The following is a 14,880-nucleotide window of genomic DNA, read 5'->3' as shown; positions in this document are numbered from 1 at the left end:
CTTTTTTTATTGATTTTGGAACAAAAGAGCCACTTATCTTGTTAATTCTTGAATAAATGAAGAAACTCTTCTAAAATATATTTAATCCACAATTTAACAATAAATAAAATTATTACATACAAATGAAATCAAGTTATTAGAAAAGAAGTTGAAAGGACTTTCTATAATGTCTATGATTTACGAATCTCAAACACTAGTTTCTGCCATGCAAACGCGTTTCGGACAATATAAGGACCTGAAAGAACAGCTCACGGAATTAAAAAAAGGATTTGAGAGTATCGTTCATTTGGATGATGAGCTACAGGGTCAAGGCGCAGAGGCCATTAAAGGGTTTTACAAAGCTCAGATTGATGTCGTGGATTCTTGGCTGCGTCTGATCAATCGGCATGTTGCCTTTTTAAGTGGAATTCAAGGAGATACAATCGAAGCGAACCTTAGTGAAACCGTGGTTACGGTCCCTTTCTTAGAGGAAGAGCTGGAAAGCGCCAGTGGAAATTCCAAGGAAATGGTCACAGCCCAAAAAAATGATCTGAAAAAAATATTGGCTGGAATTGATGATATCATTCAGTTAGAACCTTTCTCCGATGATGCGTTCTTTGAGAATATGGAGAAAGCTGAAAGGAAACGGAACCAAACGATAGACAAAGTAAACGAGATTGATCATAAGTGGACGGCTGAATATGCTAAATCCGAAGCGGACCAAGCGGCAGTGATGGCACTCATGGAGCAATTGAAAGTATCCAGTACAAGAGGAGGAGTAGTATCCCCTCTCTATTTTAATGCAACAGCTTATAAAAATAGTGAAGCCTATAAAAACCTAGAAGTTAGGAAAAAAGAGACCGCGCAATATCTGAAGGTTAAGAAAGAGGAAGCAGAGAATCGCCGGATCAAAGAATTGAAGGCACAACTCGTTCATGTAACAGATCCAGATGAGTTCCTCAAAATCGCCAAGCAAATCGGATATGAAAACTTAGAGCCGACCCACCAGCAATATGTTATGCAGCTAGAAGCGTCCAAGCAAACGGCAGACATTGCAAAAGGAATCGGCGTAGGCCTGTATGATGTCGGTAAAGACTTCGTGACAGGAGTTTGGGACTTCGTCACAGATCCCGGGGAAACGGTTGAAGGTGTAGCAAATTCGATCATGCACCCGATAAAAACCTATAAATATATATCCAAATCCATCTCCGACTCTTATGAACGGGATATGGTAAATGGCGATGCCTATTCGCGGTCTCATTGGGTAACTTATGCCCTTGGAACAGTCGTCACATCAGTTGTAGGAACAAAAGGCGCTGGAGCCATAACGAAGACTGGGGTAGCCACTACAAAAGCGGCTGCAGTAAAAGGCGTTACAAAGGCAAAAGAACTAATCTCTATCCCTAACCTATTACCATACAATCCAAAAAACCAACTGTCTTTGGCAGGGGGAGTACCTTATAATGTGGTTAATAGTACTGGATTAAAAGAACAGTTAATTTCAATGGCGAGAGTTGAGTCTGAGGTTAGTGGTAACGGTGAAAACAAGTTTACTATAGATACTATGAGACATGTTTATCATGGTGAGATTAATCGACGTGGGAAGGCTGTTGGTTATCATCACGAGAGTATGATGGGTGGTAAGATAGTTCCAGGTACAGAAGAAGCTCCAGATATCAACGGAGTATATAGAGCTAAGGTAGAAATAAATGGAGTAATGAAGATTGCAAAGTCAACTTTCTTTCCAAAAGATTGGGACAGAGTGAAGGTGAATAACGCTATTAACGAGGCTTTTGAAAACAAAATAAAAGATGGAAATAGATATGTTGGCAGAACTTCATCAGGAATTGATATTGGAATGTACTTAAACCGTGATGGGACAATAGCTACTGCATTTCCTTTATATAAAAATTAAATATCGGGAGATAATTAACTAATGAAATATTCGTATGAATTTAAAAGAAACCCATTAGGCTATCTAAGGATAATCCTACCACAAGAAATTAATCTTTTCTCAGACTTCATTGAAGATATTGTATTTGAAACAGAAGTGGATGAGTATATTAATATTGTTCGTAAAGTAATGGAAGGTGAATACGATGAATTTGAAATAGAAGGGAATGCTACCAGTGTCTTGATAAAAAAAGATACGACGGTTCTTCACCACTTTTATATCTTCGATAAGCCAAATGAGAATGAAATGGAAACTGAACAATTTAAAGAACTAATGCTAATATGGAGAAACAAAATTCCAGAAAGATACAAAGAACCTAAGAATTAAGTTTTATAGATCTAAATAAAGTAATGGGGTATCCAAAATAATATATCTTTATGTAATCCACATCCCCTAAAGGCCGAAAGAAAGGAACGGAAAAGCTCAAGAAGGGGATTATATTCTAACTGGTTATCCAAATTAATACAAAAGTCTGTGATTTTATGTTGTCTTCTAACAAATTAGAAGAACCTGTTTTTCAGTTCTTGGCTGGAACTTTTCATCAGGATATTGAATCTCCAGAAGAGGGATTAGAAGAATTATTAACAGAGGAAAGTAAAGAGTTTTTGGAATCTGCTATTGTCTTTTTAACAGATTTTATAGTAAGTGAGTATTCAGATATAGAAAAGAATGAATACATTCAATCTTGTGCAGATGGTGTGTACTTTCCATCTCTTGATTTAGAACCACTTCAGTGGCTCTATCAAGTAATTGAACAAATAAAAGAAGCTGTTAAAAAAATATCAATAGGTTGAGTTTGATTTTATCACTTCTATTAGTTATGTATAATAGTAATTTTAAAATTATTGAAATTAAGGTGAGTTACTGTGGATAAAAAAATTATTAGTTGCCTTGAACAGTTACTTTATAATACAGATTATGACTATATAATCAGTGAGCTAACGAATACAGACGACCCTTTATTATTTTGCTGCAAATTATAATTGGAATAGTGGGTTTGACATACCAAGAGTTATTTTAGAAAACGAAGCTTGTGATTTAGGAACGGGTTTACTAATATTTCATTATGCAGAAGGCTATCGTATGTTAGAAAATTCTGATGGAGTTTCAAGTTCTTCATTAGAGGAATGGAAAGATTTTTTGAATGAAATTTATAATAAACTTATAAACTTTAATATTAAATCTCAGAATATTTCCTTTGACCCTGAATTAACAAAAATTCAAAAGTATAAGTTGAAAAAGAATAACCCAAACATTCCTGATATTCTTATTAATAAATCACCAGGCGAAGTGGTTGACATTCCTAAACTATAATGTAAATGTTTTAAACCTTGATTGGCTTAAGCTTTTCAAGGTTTTTTATGTTATTTAGAGTTCAAAATTACACCTTAAGTTATAGATGAGATCGATTTTTAGGTTGTTATTCTATTAGTGTATAAAATTTTTGAAATGGGTTTAATAATCGAAAAGGGTGATATCTTTGTCTATTAAGAAATTAATGGGCCAATAATTCAGAATGAGACAAGAGCTTGTGGATGAAGGAATGGACTTCTTATTTAAGACTCCAGTGACTGAAGATGTTAATTCAATAATTTATGAAGGTGAAGTTGACGAAGAAGATTATATTACATGGAATCCTGTAGAAAAAACTACATCACATGACTTAAAGCAGTTAGCAGAGAACTTAGAAGTGGTATCCTTATCTGTGTCCTTTTATTTTTGTTGAAAATTTGAAAATTTTACTATTCTATATGTCTTAAAATGATATAATGCTATAGCTACATTTTAAGGAGGGCTATTTTTGAAGTACTTAATACGCACTGTATGGATACTTTTATTGTTTTTGGCTTTGATAGCAATGGATTTGAGTAGGGAAGCCCATGCGGCAGAACGGAAATTCGATTTGGGTTTTACACCCCTTGATACAATGATGGATTCGGAACGCTCCACTATTTATATGACAAAAGTGGACAGCAAAGAAATATATGCGGTTAATTATAAAACGGGTGAGATCCAAACGCTCACTTTACCGTATACGGCAGAGCGCTTGGACATCTACCAAAATCATCTATATGTAACGCAACCAAAAATTACGCATGATAAATATAATTTTGGCCCATATGAAGGTGCAATTGCGGTTGTTAATTTAGATAATTTGACTTTTAATCATTTAATCGATGTGGATGCAGATCCCTATGATATTGCTGTCGATCAAGATGGCTTTATCTATATTACACCCGGTTCTGGCCAGCATAATAATATGAAAGTATATGATTTATCGACAGAGACCGAAGTATATAATAGCCAGGCCGAGGCAATAATGTCCGAGCGTTCTGTTATTTATTACAATGTCGTGGATTCTAAACTTTATACGATTCCAAGTACGGTACGTCCAGTTGGAATTACATCATTTAAAATAGCAAAAGGCAAGATTTTGGATATTTATTCTTCGCTGTATACAGGTGATTATAAATTAAATAAAACGGCCCAAATTTCTCCAGATGGATTGCGATTGTACAATAGCGGAGTTGCATTCAATATTGAGGCAACTGCACCTAATTTATTTAAAGAAAAATATGTATTCGATCAGGCATATAGCTATTTGGCATTTAGTAAAAAAGATCAATTAACGTTCGCAGCAAGAGCTACAGGTGGTATCGATGTGTACAAGTACGATACGAATAATTATTTATACACACTTCAAAATGGTGTTGTTGCAAATCAGCTTTTCTATCAGAATGGGCTGATGATGATTCGAGATCATACTTTAACGGTAAATTCAAATATTCAAGCTGAAACTTTACGTATTTTCACGCAACAATATCGTAATGGCTATGATCGTAAAAATAAGCCTGTTATGAATGATTTAAAAACTAGTATGACAAAATTCCCGACAGACACGGCATTCGAAGTGTTGTTTAATCAACATATTAATCTAAAAGATACGAGTGAAATTAAGCTAATGGGGCCAGAGGGTCCAGTTCCAATAAAAATTTCATCGGATAATGGATTATTATCGATTACGCCTACTCAGAAGCTACAAGATGCTTCCAATTACACGTTAACGATATCGAACAGCGCTCTAACAGGTTACAAAGGAGAACAACTGGCGAAAAGTCTTAAATTTCAACTCAAAACAATTATTCCTGAAATAGAAAAACTAACTCTTCAAATAGATGATAAAAAGGTTTCGGGGAAATATTTCTTTACTGCACAAGCAACGGGTGGTTATAAACCTCAATACCTTTATTATGTAGTCGAAGGGGATGCTGGTTCGGGACCCGTTCTTCAAAAATTCAGCAATACTTCGAGCTACACATGGCAACCCAGTCATAATGGTCTATATACAATGATTGTGAGAGCAAAAAGTACTGGTGCTGATGTGGGCTCTGAAAAAGTGTCGAGATATAATGTCTTAGTGGATGATCAAGAAATACCAACTGCAACGTTTAAGGTGAACAAGAAAACGTGGACAAATCAGGATGTCAAAATTGATATTACAGCTAAGGATAATGGTGGCATTGATTATATCGCTTATCCAGAATACGGCATCAAATACGACTCTCAAATGACGTTTACAGCAATAGAAAATGGCACGTATACATTTCAAGTATTTGATTATGTAGGAAATGTATTTGAGCGCTCGGTAAAGGTGTCGAATATTGATAAGGTTAAACCGAAAATAACACTAAAAGTGAGTACAACAGCACCTACGAAACACAGTGTTATACTGACGGCAGAAGCAACTGACAAAAATGGTATTAAGCGTATCAAACTACAGAATGGTAAGTATGTTCAAACGGCCAAAACTACTTATAAAGTAAATGAAAATGGAAAATACACATTTATTGTAGAAGATGTAGCAGGCAACCAAATGACAAAATCAATTACAGTCAAATCAATTGATCGCAAGGCGCCAGCTGTACCAAAAATTAATAAAATAACGACGAAGACAAAACAGATTACAGGCAAAGCTGAGAAAGCTGCAACCGTATATATTTATAATGGCAGCAACTATGTAAAGAAAGGCACTGTGGATTCAAAAGGTAATGTTAGCATCACTATACCAAAACAAAAAAAAGATAGGATATTAAGTTTCTATGCTGTAGATAAGGCCAAGAATAAAAGTAAAATTGCGAAAGTACAAGTGAAATGATTTTTTTTCATTGTTCTTTATCTATTTACTAGTGACCCGTAAAGATAATGTGCAAAATAAGGTGTTAGAGGATATTCCATTAGGTTGGATTAACGGTGGATGATAGAAAAATTGAGTAAATGGAATATTAATGAGTAAGTTCGGCACCTGAAAGGAAGAACGATTATATGAAGTACTTCAAAATGCAAATGAAACAGCTAATGAAAGATAATATGGAATTACAAACGCAATTAAAAGTGTTAATGAAAGATCACAATCTAGAGAAAAATTTTGCACTTAAGGCTTTATATCATTCAGAAGTTGCTGATGGCGGGAAGTACCAGTCAGCATATCAAGCTCTTGACTTGACCAGAGATTAGATCGCTTTTTCTATGATTTAACAGAGATAGTTAATTCAGAAGTAGTAAAAATGGTAGTTCCATATATGATAACGGAATGAAGAGATGCACGGAAATCGTGCATCTCTTCATTTCGTTATATATGGATAGGATACACTTAGTTGGACAGATATTTTAAGGTCAAGTAGATTACAGTTAATAATCGAGGAGCATCAACTATTATCAAAAGAGAGGTAGAACATTTACTCAAGAATTTATGCAACAAATGGTACAGTTATATATATTCAGGAGTACAGTCTGACACTATCGTCTCTAGATAAGTGGATATCTCAATATAAAACCTCTGGTTCTTTCAAAGAACATGATAATCGAACATCAGAAGACTCAGAACTAATAGAACTCCGTAAGCAACTAAAACAACTGCAAATGGGGAAAGACATTTTAACGCAAGCTGTGCTAATAGAGGAAGAAAGTATATGTGATCAAAAACAATCAACATAAATACTCGATATCAGTAATGTGTAAAGTCCTAAAACTTCCCAGAAGTACCTACTACTATGAAGCAAAAGAAAGAGCATATGAGAAGATGTACTTGGGTTTGATATGATTAATTTACAAGCGAAAAGAGGGAAGTGGAATCAACGATTTCTAGACCTGAAAAATTCTTAGGAAGTTTAGTAGGGAAAAAGCTTCTTAAGGTATTTGGATTACTACTACTAGATTTTCTATAGAATCAATAAATTATGTAGAATCTATTGACTTCTAATGAAGATGTTTATGTAGTAAAGAAAATGGATTTAGATTTCTTTGAGGAGTAAAAGCCTCACTTTGATACATCACAGTGAACCGTATCACAAGTGATGGTAAACAAAAGAACTAAAAAAGTGAACATTAATTTTTTACCTTGTAACTGAAGTAAAGAGTGATAAATAATGTTTGGAATGATTGTTAAAGCAGCTGAGGTTGTTAGCTGTTTTTGTATGGGAAATTCTATGCTATCATTATCTAACATTAAAGTTGGACAAATTAAACAATGTATTGAAATCTAAAACTTTCTCATATTTATATACAGTCAGGAGCAAATCATGATCATCGAGAAAAGGCTAATTGTCAATTCAGACAAGGGTAATTTATTAAATGAATTAATCTCTTCTATAAATGAGTGCGAAAAGTTTTATTTCAGCGTAGCTTTTATTAATTATAGTGGTCTTCAGCTGATGTTAGATACTTTCAAGAACGCGGAAAAAAGAGGAGTAAAGGGGAAGATTATTACTTCTACTTATCTGAACTTTACTGAAGCGAAAGCTTTAAAGAAAATAAATGAGTTTAGTAATATTCATTTGAAAATTTTTGAAACAGATAAGGCGATTGGTTTTCATACGAAAGCGTATATTTTTGAATTAAAGGAAAGTTATAAGGTGATTATTGGTTCTTCTAATATTACTCAAAGCGCCCTCAAGAGTAATATTGAGTGGAATGTTGAGATTATTGCTAAAGAGGATGCTCAATTTCTTAAAGATGTATTAAAGGAATATGATGGATTATGGAATAGTAGTGTCGTTGCGGATGATAACTTTATTAGTAAGTATGAAGAGTTTCTGTGTAAATTAAAGGGCTATACGAATACTCAGCAATTTATTTATGAAAGCTCTGAATATATCATTCCCAATAACATGCAAAAACGTGCGGTTGAAAACCTTGAAAGAATTAGATCGTTTGGGGAAAAGAAAGCTCTCGTTATAGCAGCAACAGGTACGGGTAAAACGTATATGTCTGCTTTTGACGTAAAGGGATTCAAGCCTAAAAGATTACTGTTTATTGTACATAGAGAAGAAATATTAAAAAAAGCAAAAGAGACCTTTGAAAAGCTCCTTCCTAATGAAAAACTGACATTTGGATTACTGACTGGGAATCAAAAGCAAAAAAATGCTGATTATATTTTTTCTACCATTCAAACTATGTCTAAATGTTACGAGGAATTTAAACGAGATGAGTTTGATTATATTATTTTTGACGAGGCCCACCATGCAACAAGTCCTAGCTATCAAGCAGTGCAAGAATATTTTGAACCAAAATTTACATTAGGAATGACAGCTACTCCAGAGAGAAGCGATCAACATAATGTCTTTGACTTATTTGATAATAATGTTGCCTTGGAGGTTCGTTTACATGAGGCTTTAGAGGATGAACTGGTGATTCCCTTTCATTATTTTGGTATTACCGACATTGAGGGAATTGATTTAAGTGATGTAGATATTGATGATGTAGCGGAGATAACGAAGAGGTTAAAGGTTAACGAGAGAGTCGACTTTATTATTAAAAATATGAATTTCTACGGCCATGACGGTGAAAAAAGAAAAGGTCTAGGGTTTTGTGTAACCGTTGAACATGCACAATATATGGCACAAGAATTTAATATTAGGGGTATTAAAAGTATCTGTTTATCTGGAAATGACTCAGTCGAGCTGAGATCACATTATATAAGTAGATTAGAAGATGACCATGATGACTTAGAATTTATTTTCACCGTTGATATTTTTAATGAGGGTGTCGATATTCCTTCTGTAAATACCGTATTAATGTTAAGACCTACTAATTCTCCGATCGTGTTTATTCAACAGCTAGGGCGGGGACTTCGTAAACATAAAGACAAGAGTTTTCTAACCGTCCTTGATTTTATCGGCAATCATAGTAAAACGTTCTTAATAGCCATCGCATTAAATGGTAGTCGTTATTATGATAAAGAAAGCTTAAAGGTTGCTATTGCAACGGGATTTGCCAATATTCCAGGCTGTACGCATATTCAAATGGATAAAATTTCTGAGAACGCATATTAGCGCAGATTGATAAGGAAAACTTCAATTCACTCAAGTATTTGAAGGAAGAGTACTTTGAATTTAAGAAAATGAATCAAGGTAAAATTCCTTTATTATTAATGGATTATATGAAATTTGATGGTGCTCCAGATCCGATTAAGTTTATTAACCGCGAAAAAATATATTTGCAATTTGTAGCTAAGGTAGAAAAAGACGATTCCTTGAAAAGGGTATTACTAGACGAAGCTTTTGAAGGTGTATTAAGGGAATTATCGAGTAAGCTACCTCTAAAGAGAGTGTATGAATTTGCTATTGCTAAATATCTCTTGGAGCATGATGAGATTTCTTTAGAAACCGCCGCACAAGAGATATTGAAGTTGGTTAAAGAGGTAGATGAAGATAGCGTATTGCATGCCTTTCAGTGTCTAAATCAGGATTTTTATGATCCTGGTCAGAAAAAGAGGAACCTTAAGTTATTCACTCTTGAAAATGGTCATCTATCTAAAACAGCAACTTATGAAAAGGTGCTACAGAATGACGAATATAGAGCATATATCGAGGATCTTATTATTTATGGAGTCTTTAGATATGAAAAGGAATTCAAAGAAGACTATTATGGTGTACCGCATTTGAAGCTATATGAGCAATATCAAATGGGTGATGCTGCATTACTATCAAATTATCGCAAAAGTCACAGTGCTTTTAGAGGTTCTGGTCTCCTTTCGAATGGAAATGACTATTTCTTGTTTATTGATTTACATAAGGAAGAGAATATTAAAGAGAGCATTAATTACCACGATGAATTTATAAACGAACGCATTTTTCAATGGCAGACACCAAATAGTACAGCCCCAACCTCTGAAAGAGGAAAGAATATTGTATTCAACCAGGATAGAGGGATTCATTTACATTTATTTATTAGAAAGTATAAAGAAATAGATGGAAAGACAGAACCTTATATTTATATCGGAAAGGGTAACACGGTGGAATATGTAGGGGAAAAACCAATTACCGTTACAATGGAATTAGAGAATGAAGTCCCAGCTAGTTTATATACTGAGTTCACTAAAAGAGTATAGTCTTCTCATTTGAGAAGACTATACTCTTTTATTTATTAATTGTTCCACAGCTGGAATGTCAGCAGGAGCCCATTTTAGGGAACTTAAATTCCCTCGTTTTAACCATATCAGTTTAGAATGTTCATTGGCAGTTGGGGTACCTTCAATGATTCTACATTTTATAGACAATAAGTTAATAATAAAGGTTTCATATTCATGGGTATTATCATTAAAGATTGAAGTCTCTGTTTCAACCTTACATTGCAATTCTTCATCAATCTCTCTTTTTAAAGCAGTAAAAATATCTTCTCCCTTTTCTACTTTACCACCTGGGAATTCCCACATGTTCGGGATGCTCATATCTGGAGAGCGTAACGCACATAGTATTTCATCTTTTTCATTTTCAATAATGGCTGCAACTACTTTAACTTGCTTTTTCATGTTATCCTCCTATAGGTTTTCTATGATTAAATAATATCATGATTAAGGGGTGTAATAAATTACAGAGTCTGGTTAAACACTTCCTCATCTCTTTACCCAAAGAACAATCTGGAAAATATCCATAAAAAGGGGTTGAGGGAGAAAGATGTGTAATGCGGTCTTGCTTGTTGCCCTTGCTACCCACTTTATTCGATAAAGAAAAATAACATTGACTATATTATGGCATTTGGAACGGGCGTATTGATTGGTGCGGCAGCTTATGTATAGCTTGTTGATTCGGTACGAGATGGAGGAATCTGGGCGACGCCGATAGGTTTTATAGCAGGGTCCGTCGTGTTTACGGGTAGGATTTCCTTGTTTCCCAAAATAGTGATAAAAAGAACATAAAAGAAACGAGCTTGCATATATAGCAGGTAATGTCACAGTTTAGTGACGTTCAATTCCATTTGGTATCATTGGGAAATTTTACTTTTAATGGATAAAAATAATTTATTATCATGATATAATTGAGAATTATTACAGGATGAAGGGAGCTGTCGATTATGGAAGGTATATTAAAAGCCTGGCATTTTGTTGAGAATTTGACGCCTGGCGTAGTGCCAACTATACCGGGCATGAAATTAGGAAAACGTATGAAAACACAAAAGCAACAGCGCGTCCGCCAAACGAAGCTTAGAGAGAAGTTATGGAATGAAGTTGAGCTAACGGATCCTGAAAAAGATCGCCTTGTATTTACGTATTATCTGGATTGTTATATTCAAAATACGTTAATTGAGCTTCTTCGAAAGCGGTTTGAAATCAAAGATGAAATTATTAACGGAAATTGGAATAAAAATTTCAGTATGACATTTTCAGTAAATCATAAAGGTGAATATATTGTAGGATCGCTATTTATCCCTCCTCTTCAGCTATTAATTACGGATATGGTTAATAAGGGAGACTATGAGACGGAAACTTTTTCGGAACAGCATTTTTTTATGATGAAAGAATGGGAAGAGTTTGCGAATTCGGTCTTTACAGACGGCGTGAATGAAGCAAGCATTCTTCAGCTTCTTAAGAAATATGAGGTAACATTGTATAGACTTTCAACTCAACCGATTCAGTATGCACAGCATTATATTGAAATAGCCATTATAAAAAAGGATGAGCCGCTGGAGTTGAAAAATTTCACGAGCTTTTATACGGGTGATTTAGAGCGTATTTTGCGCCGTAAGCCAAATGCGACGCTGCAGCAATTTCTAGAAGGGCGCCAATTAGCTGTTAATATTAATGAAAATCGATATGCCATTGAAAATATTATCCAACCGAAAAACTTGCCAGTAGGGCGCTGGCCTTCGACAAATCAATTTCGTTTATCGTTAATGCAGCAAGTAGCGGTGAATCAGATTGTTAATGAGAACGAAAAGATTAATTCAGTGAATGGCCCGCCAGGTACAGGAAAAACGACACTACTGAAGGATATTTTCGCGCAAATAATAGTGGCCCGTGCAACAGAAATGGCGAAGTTTGCTGAGCCGACGCAAGCATTTGAAGGAAATAAGTTATTTTTAAAGAAGTCGTTAACAAAATTTAAAATGGTTATTGCTTCAAGTAATAATGGAGCAGTTGAAAATATTTCAAAGGATTTACCGAAATTCGCGGAATTAAAATTAAACCCAAAATGTCCAAGTGACAATGATTATTCATCAGAAATTAAAGAGCTAGCGTTTTTTCAAGAGCTTTCAAAACAATTAGTGTTGGGTCTATATGATGCGAAGAAAACAAATGATGTTATTTTTGCACCGATATCAGTAGCGCTTGGCAAGAAAGGCAACCATACACAAGTTGCAGATGTATTGGAAGTGGATACATTTACGAATTTATTGAATGCAGAAGTAGAAAAGCTATCACCATCGTCATGGTCGGATGCAGTGGAGGAATTTGAAAGTTTATATCAAGACATTGAACGTGACAAGCGATCCTTGCAGCAATATATTGATACGCTAAAGAAATCGCCTGATTTTGATGTGCAAATAGAGCGTCTTAGAGCGGCTAAACTTCAATACGCAGAGCAAGAGAAGGTGACACAACAACATCTTCATGACATTTCCTCACTTATAAAAGAAAAGAAACAAGCGTTACAGCAGCTACCAAAGCTGACATTTTTGAAGCGGCTATTCAATAAAGAGAATAATGAAAAGAGTTCTCTTAAGCGTGAACTGGCAAGTTTGTCCCAATTAGAGTATGAACAGCGAGCGAATTATGAAGCTGTAGAGCAGCAATTGAAGCAGCTTGTTCAGAAGCAGCAAAAGCTTGAGCAGCAGCGACAAAACTTTGTCATGATGCAAAATGCCTGTGAAAAGGAGCGATTAGAGCTTTCAACAAATGCACATTGGACAGTCGAAGCTTATGAAAAGCGCCAAAAGGACATTATTTGGCAGACGGATTCGCTAAACTTTAAACGTGGCTTATTGTTTATAAAGGCCTTAAAACTTCATAAGCTATTCCTTGTATATAACGTTAAGGCGTTAGAACGTCCGCTAAAGATTTTTGGTGATCGCAGCGAGGTAGATTTAAATACAAGTGAGGGTATTCGTGAGCTTGAAAATATGTGGGATGTAGTGCATCTAATAACGCCGATTGTTAGCACGACGTTTGCTAGCTTTTCTCAAATGTATAAGGGCATTGATAAGGATTTCATCTCGTACTTATTTATTGATGAAGCCGGTCAGGCGACACCACAACAAGCGGCAGGTGCTTTATGGCGTTCTGAAAATGCAGTCATTGTAGGAGATCCAATTCAAATTGAGCCTGTAATTACACTTGATACGACGATTTTAAATGATGTACGAGGTCGTTTTAAAGTTGAAGATCATTATTTAAGTCTGGATTCCTCTGTTCAAAGTTTAGCTGATTTGGCCAACCCTATTGGGACATTTACCGAAAATAATAAACGCATTGGGATTCCACTTTGGGTGCATAGGCGCTGTGCCAATCCGATGTTTTCCATTGCCAATGAAATTGCGTACGGTAATAAAATGGTGCTCGCTAAAGACTCTGATCAAAGTGTTGGAGTTTGGTATGACTGTCACGGTGTAGCAACCGATAAACATTACGTTAAGGTGCAAGGACAATTTGTTCTTGAAAAAATTAAACAACATTTCCATCAGATACAGGCATCAACGAAAGAGACAATTCCTACCTTTCCAGATGTCTTTGTAATTACGCCTTTTACAAAGGTGAAAACGGAGCTTATTAAATTATTGAAGGCTGAATTGAAAACGGAATTAACGAATGTAGATACTAGAAAGTTAAATAAATGGATTGAAAATTCAATTGGGACAGTACATACATTCCAAGGGAAGGAAGCGGACATCGTGTATTTTGTTGCTGGGACAGATCAACAATCAGACAGTGCAGCGGATTGGTCGTGCAAAAAGCCAAACCTACTTAATGTGGCCGTTTCACGTGCTAAGCAAGAATTTTATTTAGTTGGTGATTTCAAGCGATTAAGCAACAAGAAGAATTATAGAGAATTTGCGTTAAAACTGTGTGTTGAACAAGCCACTCATATTTAAAGTTATAAAAACCTTTAACTGTTTATTTGAAATTAATTTTGAATGTTAAAAAGTAAGGTGTCCATACATAGGTTCTTGGTGTCGCTACAGCTTATGTAACAGGAGTAGCAGCTTTAGTATTAAGTGAGTATGAGGACATTAGTAGTAATGATTTAGCCCAAGTACTTAAAATCAGTAAAAAATTGTTAACGAATGCTAACGCAGATACCTATGACATAATTGATGCTAAAAAAGCTCTTGAAAAAGCAAAAGTTATGGAGTAAAAAATATTATTAGGGATTGATATTATGTTTTATTTACTTATTATTATAATGATAGGAATTTGCTTTCTACAATATAAAATGGTTAAAAAATCTACTATACTTGTAGGTTTGCTTTTACCTATCCTATTTAGTATTGCTTACATCTTTCTTAATTTTGATAATTTTCATATATACGTGTTAGTTTTCTGTATTATACTTTGGTTAATATTTTTTTGGAAAGTGCTCAATTTTAAAAAAAGGTAAGAATAAAATAGGGTCGTGCCTAACATATATAATAAGAAAAAGAGACATCCCCCACCCAAGGAATGTCTCTTCTCT

General features: G+C 34.8%; 11 protein-coding genes and 1 pseudogene. 11 read left to right on the top strand and 1 reads right to left on the bottom strand.

The window, feature by feature from the left end:
• The first annotated feature begins 166 nt into the window (after positions 1-166).
• From ACFWE9_RS16030 to ACFWE9_RS15985, 10 genes and pseudogenes are all read left to right on the top strand, one after another.
• A complete protein-coding gene (locus tag ACFWE9_RS16030; protein WP_377357687.1) occupies positions 167-1,894 on the top strand; it encodes a T7SS effector LXG polymorphic toxin in 1,728 nt (575 codons plus the stop codon).
• Between the two features lie 21 nt (positions 1,895-1,915).
• Positions 1,916-2,260, top strand: a complete 345-nt coding sequence (locus ACFWE9_RS16025; protein ID WP_377357685.1) for a tRNA-Val4 — start codon at positions 1,916-1,918, stop codon at positions 2,258-2,260.
• Positions 2,261-2,415: 155 nt separating this feature from the next.
• Positions 2,416-2,727 carry a contact-dependent growth inhibition system immunity protein gene (locus ACFWE9_RS16020; protein WP_377357683.1) on the top strand — a complete coding sequence of 104 codons (312 nt, stop codon included), beginning with the start codon at positions 2,416-2,418 and terminating at the stop codon, positions 2,725-2,727.
• A 151-nt stretch (positions 2,728-2,878) separates the two neighbouring features.
• Positions 2,879-3,247 (top strand): DUF4274 domain-containing protein, encoded by a 369-nt coding sequence (locus ACFWE9_RS16015; protein ID WP_377357691.1) that lies wholly within the window; start codon positions 2,879-2,881, stop codon positions 3,245-3,247.
• A gap of 217 nt (positions 3,248-3,464) precedes the next feature.
• Positions 3,465-3,659 carry a hypothetical protein gene (locus tag ACFWE9_RS16010; RefSeq protein WP_377357681.1) on the top strand — a complete coding sequence of 65 codons (195 nt, stop codon included), beginning with the start codon at positions 3,465-3,467 and terminating at the stop codon, positions 3,657-3,659.
• Between the two features lie 75 nt (positions 3,660-3,734).
• Positions 3,735-6,089, top strand: a complete 2,355-nt coding sequence (locus ACFWE9_RS16005) for an Ig-like domain-containing protein (RefSeq protein WP_377357679.1) — start codon at positions 3,735-3,737, stop codon at positions 6,087-6,089.
• Between the two features lie 167 nt (positions 6,090-6,256).
• Complete coding sequence (locus tag ACFWE9_RS16000; protein WP_377357677.1) at positions 6,257-6,448, top strand: hypothetical protein; 192 nt, start codon at positions 6,257-6,259, stop codon at positions 6,446-6,448.
• A 235-nt stretch (positions 6,449-6,683) separates the two neighbouring features.
• Positions 6,684-7,010, top strand: a pseudogene (locus tag ACFWE9_RS15995) (IS3 family transposase); the annotation flags it as partial.
• A 502-nt stretch (positions 7,011-7,512) separates the two neighbouring features.
• Positions 7,513-9,264 carry a DEAD/DEAH box helicase family protein gene (locus tag ACFWE9_RS15990; RefSeq protein WP_377357676.1) on the top strand — a complete coding sequence of 584 codons (1,752 nt, stop codon included), beginning with the start codon at positions 7,513-7,515 and terminating at the stop codon, positions 9,262-9,264.
• A gap of 68 nt (positions 9,265-9,332) precedes the next feature.
• Positions 9,333-10,322, top strand: a complete 990-nt coding sequence (locus tag ACFWE9_RS15985; RefSeq protein WP_377357675.1) for a DUF3427 domain-containing protein — start codon at positions 9,333-9,335, stop codon at positions 10,320-10,322.
• An 18-nt stretch (positions 10,323-10,340) separates the two neighbouring features.
• Here ACFWE9_RS15985 and ACFWE9_RS15980 read toward each other — a convergent pair whose 3' ends face one another.
• Positions 10,341-10,742 (bottom strand): (deoxy)nucleoside triphosphate pyrophosphohydrolase, encoded by a 402-nt coding sequence (locus ACFWE9_RS15980; RefSeq protein ID WP_377357674.1) that lies wholly within the window; start codon positions 10,740-10,742, stop codon positions 10,341-10,343.
• A 542-nt stretch (positions 10,743-11,284) separates the two neighbouring features.
• Between ACFWE9_RS15980 and ACFWE9_RS15975 the strand changes: the two genes are divergently transcribed.
• Positions 11,285-14,299, top strand: coding sequence for a DEAD/DEAH box helicase (locus tag ACFWE9_RS15975; RefSeq protein WP_377357672.1), 3,015 nt, complete (start codon positions 11,285-11,287; stop codon positions 14,297-14,299).
• Positions 14,300-14,880: the final 581 nt, after the last annotated feature.

The organism is Peribacillus sp. NPDC060253 (assembly GCF_042727425.1).
Lineage (GTDB): Bacteria > Bacillota > Bacilli > Bacillales > DSM-1321 > Peribacillus.
The sequence above is the reverse complement of the archived record's forward strand: the minus strand, read 5'-3'. Positions and strand labels throughout refer to the sequence as shown.

Excerpts from the sequence above, each read along its gene's own strand:
- ACFWE9_RS16030 (WP_377357687.1), top strand. The coding sequence starts at position 167 with ATGTCTATGATTTACGAATCTCAAACACTAGTTTCTGCCATGCAAACG.
- ACFWE9_RS16025 (WP_377357685.1), top strand. The coding sequence starts at position 1,916 with ATGAAATATTCGTATGAATTTAAAAGAAACCCATTAGGCTATCTAAGG.
- ACFWE9_RS16020 (WP_377357683.1), top strand. The coding sequence starts at position 2,416 with ATGTTGTCTTCTAACAAATTAGAAGAACCTGTTTTTCAGTTCTTGGCT.
- ACFWE9_RS16000 (WP_377357677.1), top strand. The coding sequence starts at position 6,257 with ATGAAGTACTTCAAAATGCAAATGAAACAGCTAATGAAAGATAATATG.
- ACFWE9_RS15990 (WP_377357676.1), top strand. The coding sequence starts at position 7,513 with ATGATCATCGAGAAAAGGCTAATTGTCAATTCAGACAAGGGTAATTTA.
- ACFWE9_RS15985 (WP_377357675.1), top strand. The coding sequence starts at position 9,333 with ATGAATCAAGGTAAAATTCCTTTATTATTAATGGATTATATGAAATTT.
- ACFWE9_RS15980 (WP_377357674.1), bottom strand. The coding sequence starts at position 10,742 with ATGAAAAAGCAAGTTAAAGTAGTTGCAGCCATTATTGAAAATGAAAAA.
- ACFWE9_RS15975 (WP_377357672.1), top strand. The coding sequence starts at position 11,285 with ATGGAAGGTATATTAAAAGCCTGGCATTTTGTTGAGAATTTGACGCCT.